General features: G+C 70.8%; 9 protein-coding genes and 1 riboswitch. Of the genes, 8 read left to right on the forward strand and 1 reads right to left on the reverse strand.

Annotation, left to right across the window (positions count from 1 at the left end):
* Window positions 1–108 precede the first annotated feature (108 nt).
* On the forward strand, window positions 109–1,149 hold the full coding sequence (locus CA983_RS35645; protein ID WP_086604885.1) for a nucleoside triphosphate pyrophosphohydrolase: 1,041 nt from the start codon (window positions 109–111) through the stop codon (window positions 1,147–1,149).
* Window positions 1,150–1,165: 16 nt separating this feature from the next.
* On the opposite strand, the gene CA983_RS35650 is transcribed toward CA983_RS35645, so the two are convergent.
* Window positions 1,166–1,549, reverse strand: a complete 384-nt coding sequence (locus tag CA983_RS35650) for a hypothetical protein (RefSeq protein ID WP_086604886.1) — start codon at window positions 1,547–1,549, stop codon at window positions 1,166–1,168.
* A gap of 91 nt (window positions 1,550–1,640) precedes the next feature.
* On the opposite strand from CA983_RS35650, the gene CA983_RS35655 reads away from it, so the two are divergent.
* The 7 genes from CA983_RS35655 (at window position 1,641) to CA983_RS35685 (ending at window position 8,785) form a co-directional block, all read left to right on the forward strand.
* On the forward strand, window positions 1,641–2,915 hold the full coding sequence (locus CA983_RS35655; RefSeq protein WP_086604887.1) for a cytochrome P450 family protein: 1,275 nt from the start codon (window positions 1,641–1,643) through the stop codon (window positions 2,913–2,915).
* 142 nt (window positions 2,916–3,057) lie between these two features.
* Window positions 3,058–4,029: a transglycosylase family protein gene (locus CA983_RS35660; protein WP_086604888.1), complete on the forward strand. Its 972-nt coding sequence runs from the start codon at window positions 3,058–3,060 to the stop codon at window positions 4,027–4,029.
* Between the two features lie 227 nt (window positions 4,030–4,256).
* Window positions 4,257–4,435: riboswitch (cyclic di-AMP (ydaO/yuaA leader) on the forward strand.
* A 4-nt stretch (window positions 4,436–4,439) separates the two neighbouring features.
* Window positions 4,440–5,132, forward strand: a complete 693-nt coding sequence (locus CA983_RS35665) for a LysM peptidoglycan-binding domain-containing protein (protein ID WP_086604889.1) — start codon at window positions 4,440–4,442, stop codon at window positions 5,130–5,132.
* Between the two features lie 278 nt (window positions 5,133–5,410).
* Entirely contained in the window at window positions 5,411–6,691 is a 1,281-nt protein-coding gene (gene eno / locus CA983_RS35670; RefSeq protein ID WP_059424418.1) for a phosphopyruvate hydratase, read from the forward strand.
* Between the two features lie 103 nt (window positions 6,692–6,794).
* A complete protein-coding gene (locus tag CA983_RS35675; protein WP_086604890.1) occupies window positions 6,795–7,271 on the forward strand; it encodes an FtsB family cell division protein in 477 nt (158 codons plus the stop codon).
* Between the two features lie 45 nt (window positions 7,272–7,316).
* Window positions 7,317–7,847, forward strand: coding sequence for a DUF501 domain-containing protein (locus CA983_RS35680; RefSeq protein ID WP_086604891.1), 531 nt, complete (start codon window positions 7,317–7,319; stop codon window positions 7,845–7,847).
* Window positions 7,844–8,785, forward strand: a complete 942-nt coding sequence (locus CA983_RS35685; protein ID WP_086604892.1) for a Ppx/GppA phosphatase family protein — start codon at window positions 7,844–7,846, stop codon at window positions 8,783–8,785. Before CA983_RS35680 ends, CA983_RS35685 begins: the two co-directional genes overlap by 4 nt.
* Window positions 8,786–9,039 lie beyond the last annotated feature (254 nt).

Here is a 9,039-nt window from a genome sequence, read left to right on the forward strand (position 1 = left end):
GCCCAGGCGCAACAGAGCATGTAGCAGCAGAGCATGCAGGGCCCACCCCGTCCACGGGGCCTGTGGATAACTTCAGGGGCTGTCGGCGGCGTGGGATAGCTTCGAATCGTGAACGCCAACAGCCCCGAAGCCACCCCGGGCCCCGAGCAGGCCGCCCCCGGCACGGCCGACACCGCCGCCCCCGGCCGTATCGTCCTGCTCACCACCAGCCATCGCGTCGCCCCCGGCCTGCTGTCCTGGCCCGCCTGGCAGGCACTGCACGCGGCCGACCAGGTGCTGTGCGCGGACGGCGCGCACCCGCAGCTGCCGTATCTCCGCGAGGCGGGGATAACCGTCGACGAGGCGTCCCCGGCCGCCCAGGAGCTGGTCGACGCCTGCGCCGGCGGCCGCACGGTGGTCGTCGTGGCGACGGGCGAGGGCGAGCCGGCCCTGACGGACGGCCTGGCGCGCCTCGCCGGTACCGGCCGCGTCGCCATGCCCGAGCTGGAGCTGCTCCCCGCCTCCTACGACCTGCCGGGCGCCCGCCTGCTCGATCTTGTCCAGGTCATGGACCGCATCCGCGCCGAGTGCCCGTGGTCGTCCCAGCAGACCCACAAGGGCCTCGCCAAGTACGGCATCGAGGAGGCGTACGAACTCGTCGAGGCGATCGAGGAGGGCGACCGCGACGAACTGCGCGAGGAGCTCGGTGACGTCCTCCTCCAGGTCGTCTTCCACGCCCGGATCGCCGAGGAAGGCCGCCCGGAAGAGGGGGAGAGCCCCTTCTCCATCGACGACGTCGCCGCCGGCATCGTCGCCAAGCTGATCCACCGCCACCCGCATGTCTTCGGCGACGAGACGGCCACCACGCCGGAGGAGGTCAAGGCGCACTGGCTGCGCACCAAGGCGGTCGAGAAGCAGCGCGCCTCGATCACCGAGGGCATCCCCCTCGGCCAGCCCGGCCTGGCCCTCGCCGCCAAGCTGGCGTCCCGGGCCCGCACGGCGCACCTGGACATACCGCTCCCGCCCGTCGAGGGCATCGGCTACGACCTGCTGGCCCTGGCGGTCCGCGCGGAGTCGGAGGGCGTCGACCCGGAGGCGGCCCTGAGAGCGGCGGCCCGCGCGTACCGGGACGCCATCAGGGAGGCCGAGGGCCGGGACCGACGTCCGTGACGCGGTGCCCGGCGGGTCAGTCCCGCCAGTCCAGCTGCGCTTGGGGGATCCCGAGGGAACGGGCGTGRTCCTGTGCCCGCCGACGGCCCTCCGCGCGCCCGCGTGGATCCTGGCCGCGCGGATAGCGGAAGACCTCGCCGGGAAAGACCACGAACGCCTCGGCGGCGGTGTTGTAGTTGACGTACCAGCCCCCGGCCGGGTCCAGGCACGCGGCCAGCCGCTCGGCCAGAGGCTCCGCGTCGGCCTCCTCCCCGGTGAAGTCCAGGAGCGTCCACCGCTGCGGCTGCCCGGCCGCCGCGCCCTCCACCTCCACCCTGGCGATCTTCGTGACGCGCAGCGGGACACCGGCCAGCTCGGCCCCTACCCGCAGGCTCTCCGCGATCAACACGCCTTCGAGCACCCGGTCCTCCTCTGTTCCGACGCGGCGAGAGTAGCGACGACCTCTGACAGCGGCGTCCGGCGGTCCCCCGGGCGCTGCGTAGGGTCGTGGCATGCAACGTGAAGTGCCCGGCGTGCCCGGCGTGCCCGAACTGTTTTCGTGGGAGTTCGCCACCGACCCCTATCCCGCCTACGCCTGGCTCCGCGAGCACGCCCCCGTGCACCGCACCAAGCTGCCCAGCGGCGTGGAGGCCTGGCTGGTCACGCGGTACGCCGATGCCAAGCAGACGCTCGCCGACCACCGGCTCTCCAAGAACCCCGCGCATCACGACGAACCCGCGCACGCCAAGGGCAAGACCGGCATCCCCGGTGAGCGCAAGGCCGAGCTGATGACGCATCTGCTCAACATCGACCCGCCGGACCACACCCGGCTGCGGCGGCTCGTGTCCAAGGCGTTCACGCCCCGCCGGGTCGCCGAGTTCGCGCCACGGGTGCAGGAGCTCACGGACGGGCTCATCGACGGGTTCGCGCGGAAGGGATCCGCCGACCTCATCCACGAGTTCGCGTTCCCGCTCCCCATCTACGCCATCTGCGACCTGCTCGGCGTCCCCCGCGAGGACCAGGACGACTTCCGCGACTGGGCGGGGATGATGATCCGTCACCAGGGCGGGCCCAGGGGCGGCGTGGCGCGGTCCGTGAAGAAGATGCGCGGCTACCTCGCCGACCTCATCCACCGCAAGCGGGAGGCGCTGCCCACCGAGCCCGCCCCCGGCGAGGACCTCATCTCCGGTCTCATCCGCGCCTCCGACCACGGTGAGCACCTCACCGAGAACGAGGCGGCGGCCATGGCGTTCATCCTGCTGTTCGCCGGCTTCGAGACGACCGTGAACCTGATCGGCAACGGCACCTACGCCCTGCTCACCCATCCCGAGCAGCGCGCGCGGCTCCAGGCGTCCCTCGCCGCCGGGGAGACCGGCCTCCTGGAGACCGGCGTCGAGGAGCTCCTGCGTTACGACGGGCCCGTCGAACTCGCCACCTGGCGGTTCGCCACGCAGCCGCTCACCATCGGCGGGCAGCGGATCGCTCCCGGCGACCCGGTCCTCGTCGTCCTGGCCGCCGCGGACCGGGACCCGGAGCGGTTCGCCGATCCGGACGTGCTCGACCTCGCCCGCCGCGACAACCAGCACCTCGGTTACGGCCACGGCATCCACTACTGCCTCGGCGCCCCGCTCGCCCGCCTGGAGGGCCAGACCGCGCTCGCCACGCTCCTCACCCGCCTTCCGGACCTGCGGCTCGCCGCGGATCCGGCCGAGCTGAGGTGGCGCGGCGGCCTCATCATGCGCGGGCTGCGCACCCTGCCGGTGGAGTTCACACCGACACCGAGGTGACACGCCGTCAGGAATGTGATCTTCACGTGATCCGCGCGGCATGAACTTGTGACAAGTGATCGTCTGCCGATACGTTCACCCATCAGCGCGGCCCGGGACCCTGCGTCGCGCCGGTCACTGCTGTCTCGCGAAAGGTCTCCGTATGCTCTCCGGGAACGGTCGGCACCGTCGCCCCCGCCAGGCTCCGGCTCTCCTCGTCGCGGCCGGAGTGACCGGCTCCGCCATCGCGATCCCGCTCCTCGGAGCCTCCGGCGCCAGCGCGGCCGACGGCACGACCTGGGACCGGGTCGCGGACTGCGAGACCGGCGGCGCCTGGAGCCAGAACACCGGCAACGGATACTTCGGCGGCCTCCAGTTGTCCCAGGAGGACTGGGAGAACCACGGCGGCCTCGACTACGCCCCGAGCGCCGACCTGGCCAGCCGTTCCCAGCAGATAGCCGTGGCCGAGAGAATCCTCGCCGACCAGGGGGTCGGCGCGTGGCGTACCTGCGGGCTGCTTTCCGGCCTCCAGCAGGACAAGGATTCGGGCACGTCCGACTCGTCCACCCCGACGGACTCGCCCGGATTGCTCGACTCCACCGAGTCGTCTCCTTCGTCTTCTCCGTCCTCGTCGCCGTCTCCTGACGCGCCGTCGACCTCGCAGGACGAAACGGCCAAGTCCGACAAGTCGTCCGATTCTACCGATTCCTCGACGCAGGATCGGTCACAGGATCAGTCGCAGAAGCAGGAGCCCGACAGCTCCCTCTCGGCCACTTCCGACAGTGACGAGTCTGATAATTCCCAGCAGAACGACGCCTCTTCGGCCCTGACCGACACCGGCTCCGGCCGCCACCGTGGCCCCAGCGCCGACGAGAAGCCCGCGCCCGCGGACGGCCGTACGGACGAAGCCACGGGCCGGCACGCATCGCGCGGCGACGACGCCTCGCGCGAGGCGACGGACGGCTCCTACGTCGTCCGTCCCGGCGACAGCCTCTGGTCCATCGCCGACTCCCTTGACCTCAGCGGCGGATGGCGCGCGCTCTACGTCGGGAACGAGGCGGCCGTCGGCGTCGACCCGAACCTCATCCGCCCCGGTCAGAAGCTCACGGTACGGGTCGAAGCGGACGACGAGTAGCTGGTGGTGCAGTCCGGAAACGGGGGCGGAAGTCACCCCGAAACCACCCGAGTTCACGTCACCGTTCGCGCTGAATGTCGCTTATGAGCCGGTGAGAGATAGATCTCAGAAGCCCTGATCGTCTTTGAAATTCCGCGGATCGCATGTCTACGGTCGTGACCGCTCGTCACCGCGAGCCCCGGCTGCCGCAACGCCGAATCCTGCCAGCGGCCGCACGGGAACAGTCGTCGCGTCAAGCGCCGTAGGCAGGAGCGGGGGACCCAAGGTAAGTGCCGGGCCCGGCGGTCGAGGCAACTCGACGGCAGGTCCGGCTTGGGGTGAAGCCGTGTCCCGGGAGGGACGCGGCCGGGCAACTCAACCGGCCCGAACCCGACAGCTCACCTCGCAGGCGTCGGTGAGGGGATCTCTCCATGCTGTTTTCCGGCAAGGGCACGCACCGCCGTCCGTCCAAGGCCTCTCGGGTCATCGCCATCGCCGGTGTCACCGGTGCCGCCGTCGCCGCCCCGCTGATGGCGGTCGGCAACGCCTCCGCCGCCACCGCCTCCGAGTGGGACGCCGTCGCCCAGTGCGAGTCCGGCGGCAACTGGTCCATCAACACCGGCAACGGCTACTACGGCGGTCTGCAGTTCTCCGCCTCCACCTGGTCCGGCTACGGCGGCACCAAGTACGCCTCCACCGCCGACCAGGCCACCAAGGCCCAGCAGATCGAGATCGCCGAGAAGGTCCTCGCGAGCCAGGGCAAGGGCGCCTGGCCGGTCTGCGGCAAGGGCCTGTCGAGCGCCGGCTACACCGGCGGCGGCTCCTCCTCGGGCGACTCCGCCTCGAACAGCTCGTCGCAGAGCACCGAGACCCGCCAGACCGAGCAGCAGCCGGCCTCCCGTTCCGAGGAGCGCCCGGCCGCCAAGAAGACCGTCACCACCCCGACCGGCAAGAAGGTCAAGAAGGGCGACGGCGAGTACAAGGTCGTCAAGGGCGACACCCTCAGCTCCATCGCGACCGAGCACAAGGTCGAGGGCGGCTGGGCGAAGCTGTTCGAGCTGAACAAGGACATCGTCCAGGACGCCAACCTCATCTACCCGGGCCAGCAGCTGCACCTGAAGTAAGCGGCGGCCCATCCCCGTCCCCACGGGCTCCCCGCCCCGGTGCGTGTTCCCCCGTACGCACCGGGGCGGGGTTTTTTCTGCCGGTTTTTTCTGCCGGTCTTTGCGATCCGGCTTTGTTCCGTTCGGAAACAATTTACTCTCGGTTCTGTCCATGGGGTGGGCGACCCGGTGGCCGATCGCGCGGAGCCGGTTAGGCTCATGTCGCGAGCCACCGCGGCCCGCACCGCGCCGGGTCCGAGCGGCCCGCGTACCCGCGTCACATCAAGAAGGAGATGCTCGTGCCGTCCATCGACGTCGTCGTAGCCCGGGAAATCCTGGACTCCCGAGGCAACCCCACGGTCGAGGTCGAGGTCGGCCTCGACGACGGCAGCACCGGTCGTGCCGCCGTCCCGTCCGGCGCCTCCACGGGCGCCTTCGAGGCCATCGAGCTGCGCGACGGCGACTCGAACCGCTACCTCGGCAAGGGTGTGGAGAAGGCCGTCCTCGCGGTCATCGAGCAGATCGGCCCGGAGCTGGTCGGCTACGACGCCACCGAGCAGCGCCTGATCGACCAGGCGATGTTCGACCTGGACGCCACCGACAACAAGGGCTCCCTCGGCGCCAACGCCATCCTCGGCGTCTCCCTCGCCGTCGCCCACGCCGCGTCCGAGGCCAGCGACCTGCCGCTGTTCCGCTACCTGGGCGGCCCGAACGCGCACCTGCTGCCGGTGCCGATGATGAACATCCTGAACGGCGGCTCGCACGCCGACTCCAACGTGGACATCCAGGAGTTCATGATCGCCCCGATCGGCGCGGAGTCCTTCTCCGAGGCCCTGCGCTGGGGCGCCGAGGTGTACCACACGCTGAAGAAGGTCCTGAAGTCGAAGGGCCTGGCCACCGGCCTCGGCGACGAGGGCGGCTTCGCCCCGAACCTCGGCTCCAACCGCGAGGCCCTCGACCTCATCCTCGAGGCGATCAACGAGGCCGGCTACACCCCCGGCGAGCAGATCGCCCTCGCGCTCGACGTCGCCGCGTCCGAGTTCTACAAGGACGGCGTCTACACCTTCGAGGGCAAGGACCGCTCGGCGGCCGAGATGACCGAGTACTACGCGGAGCTCGTCGACGCGTACCCGCTCGTCTCCATCGAGGACCCGCTGTTCGAGGACGACTGGGAGGGCTGGAAGACCATCACCGACAAGCTCGGTGACAAGGTCCAGCTCGTCGGCGACGACCTGTTCGTCACCAACCCCGAGCGCCTGGCCCGCGGCATCGAGGAGGGCGCGGCCAACGCGCTCCTGGTCAAGGTCAACCAGATCGGTTCGCTCACCGAGACCCTGGACGCCGTCGAGCTGGCCCAGCGCAACGGCTTCAAGTGCATGATGTCCCACCGCTCCGGCGAGACCGAGGACGTCACCATCGCCGACCTGGCCGTCGCCACCAACTGCGGCCAGATCAAGACCGGTGCCCCGGCCCGCTCCGAGCGCGTCGCCAAGTACAACCAGCTGCTGCGCATCGAGGAGATCCTCGACGACGCGGCGGTGTACGCCGGCCGCAGCGCGTTCCCGCGCTTCAAGGGCTGACCGGCACATAAGAGGCAGCGTCGTACGTACGTCCCCGTACTCGGTCCCGTACCGTGTCCGGGGACGTACGCGCGTATGACGGTGGAGCGGGAGGCGGACAGACATGGCCGTGAAGGACCGGGACCGGTTCTCCACCGCGACCAGGATCCGGGTGCTCGGCGAGCAGACCGCGGCCCGGGTCTACCGCTCCCAGACCAAGCGTCAGGCCCGCCGCTCCCGGCTGACCGGCCGGGCCGCGCTGCTCGCCCTGGTGATGTGCTCGCTGATCGTGGCCCTGGCCTACCCGATGCGCGAGTACGTCTCGCAGCGCGCCGAGATCGACGACCTCCAGCGCGAGCAGCAGCAGGCCCGGCAGCGCGTCGAACGGCTGCGCGACCTGAAGGCGCGCTGGCAGGACGACGCGTACGCCGAGCAGCAGATCCGGAAGCGGTTGCACTATGTCATGCCGGGGGAGACGGGGTTCATCGTCGTCGACCCGCACGCGGCGCGGCAGTCGCACGCCGACCTCGGGGCGGCCGACCGCCCCTGGTACTCGAACGTCTGGGACGGGGTCGACAAGGCCGACGCCTCCGACCAGTGAAGTGACCCGAGAGAACACCCAGAGAAAGACAGCCTGAACACAGTCATGGAAACGCCCCCGCCGACCACTCCGCGCACCGAGCCCACCGACGCGGACGTCGAGGCCTTCAAGCAGCAGCTCGGCCGGCCCCCGCGCGGCCTGCGCGCGATCGCGCACCGGTGCCCGTGCGGGCAGCCCGACGTCGTCGAGACGGCCCCGCGGCTGCCGGACGGGACGCCGTTCCCCACGCTGTACTACCTGACGTGCCCGCGCGCCGCCTCGGCGATCGGCACGCTGGAGGCGAACGGCGTGATGAAGGAGATGACCGAGCGGCTGGCCTCGGACCCGGAGCTGGCGGCGGCGTACCAAGCGGCGCACGAGGACTACATCCGGCGCCGCGACGAGATCGACGAGCTGAAGAACTTCCCGAGCGCGGGCGGCATGCCGGACCGGGTGAAGTGCCTGCACGTGCTGGTGGCGCACTCGCTGGCCGCAGGGCCCGGCGTGAACCCGCTCGGGGACGAGGCGATCGCGATGCTGCCGGAGTGGTGGCTCAAGGGCCCGTGCGTGACGGCCGCCGAGGAGGACGCCCAGTGACCCGTGTCGCCGCCGTGGACTGCGGTACGAACTCCATCCGGCTCCTGGTCGCCGACGCCGACCCTGTTACCGGCGAGCTGGTCGACCTGGACCGCCGTATGACGATCGTGCGGCTCGGGCAGGGCGTCGACCGCACCGGCCGGCTCGCCCCCGAGGCGCTCCAGCGGACCTTCGCGGCCTGCCGCGAGTACGCCGGGATCATCAAGGAGCGCGGGGCGGAGCGGCTGCGGTTCGTGGCGACCTCGGCCTCCCGGGACGCCGAGAACCGGGACGAGTTCGTGCGCGGCGTGCTGGACATCCTGGGCGTCGAGCCCGAGGTGATCTCCGGGGACCAGGAGGCCGAGTTCTCCTTCACCGGCGCCACCAAGGAGCTCGCCGGGCGCGACCACCTGGCGAAGCCCTACCTCGTGGTGGACATCGGCGGCGGCTCGACCGAGTTCGTCGTCGGCGACGACCATGTCCGTGCGGCACGCTCGGTGGACATCGGCTGTGTCCGCATGACCGAGCGTCACCTGGTCCGGGACGGGGCCGTGACCGACCCGCCGACCGAGGAGCAGATCGCGGCGATGCGGGCGGACATCGAGGCCGCCCTCGACCTCGCCGAGGAGACGGTTCCGCTGCGCGAGGCCCGCACGCTGGTCGGCCTGGCCGGGTCCGTGACGACCGTGTCGGCGATCGCCCAGGAGCTGCCCGAGTACGACTCGGCCGCCATCCACCACTCCCGCGTCTCCCGCGAGAAGGTCCGCGAGATCACCGACTGGCTGCTGCGCTCCACGCACGCCGAGCGCGCGGCCGTGCCCTCGATGCATCCGGGCCGGGTCGACGTGATCGGGGCGGGGGCGCTCGTCCTGCTGTCGATCATGGAGCGGATCGGCGCGGAGGAGGTCGTCGTCAGCGAGCACGACATCCTCGACGGCATCGCCTGGTCCGTCGCTTAGAACAGGCTCCAGGCCGCTTCTGAGCAGGCAAGGATCACGTTTGAGCGGGTCCGGGGGGCTCGCATGAGCCCCCTGGGGGCAGGCCCCCGGAAAAGTTCGTGAAGTTCTTCACAAGGAATTCGGCACTCCAGAGCGACGAGAAGGCCCGCGTTGACCCTTCTGGGGGCTCAACAGCCCTTTGAACATGTTCAGAAGCATGGTATGAGCGCGCCCGGACAGGTGGCCGGAGGAGGGTTCGACGGGGGGCTCACAGG

The organism is Streptomyces swartbergensis, assembly GCF_002148965.1.
Taxonomy (GTDB): Bacteria; Actinomycetota; Actinomycetes; order Streptomycetales; family Streptomycetaceae; genus Streptomyces; species Streptomyces swartbergensis.

What these genes read in the sequence shown, in the direction of transcription:
- CA983_RS35675 (WP_086604890.1), top strand. Translation starts at nt 6,795, where the DNA reads ATGGCCGTGAAGGACCGGGACCGGTTCTCCACCGCGACCAGGATCCGG.
- CA983_RS35680 (WP_086604891.1), top strand. Translation starts at nt 7,317, where the DNA reads ATGGAAACGCCCCCGCCGACCACTCCGCGCACCGAGCCCACCGACGCG.
- CA983_RS35665 (WP_086604889.1), top strand. Translation starts at nt 4,440, where the DNA reads ATGCTGTTTTCCGGCAAGGGCACGCACCGCCGTCCGTCCAAGGCCTCT.
- CA983_RS35655 (WP_086604887.1), top strand. Translation starts at nt 1,641, where the DNA reads ATGCAACGTGAAGTGCCCGGCGTGCCCGGCGTGCCCGAACTGTTTTCG.
- CA983_RS35660 (WP_086604888.1), top strand. Translation starts at nt 3,058, where the DNA reads ATGCTCTCCGGGAACGGTCGGCACCGTCGCCCCCGCCAGGCTCCGGCT.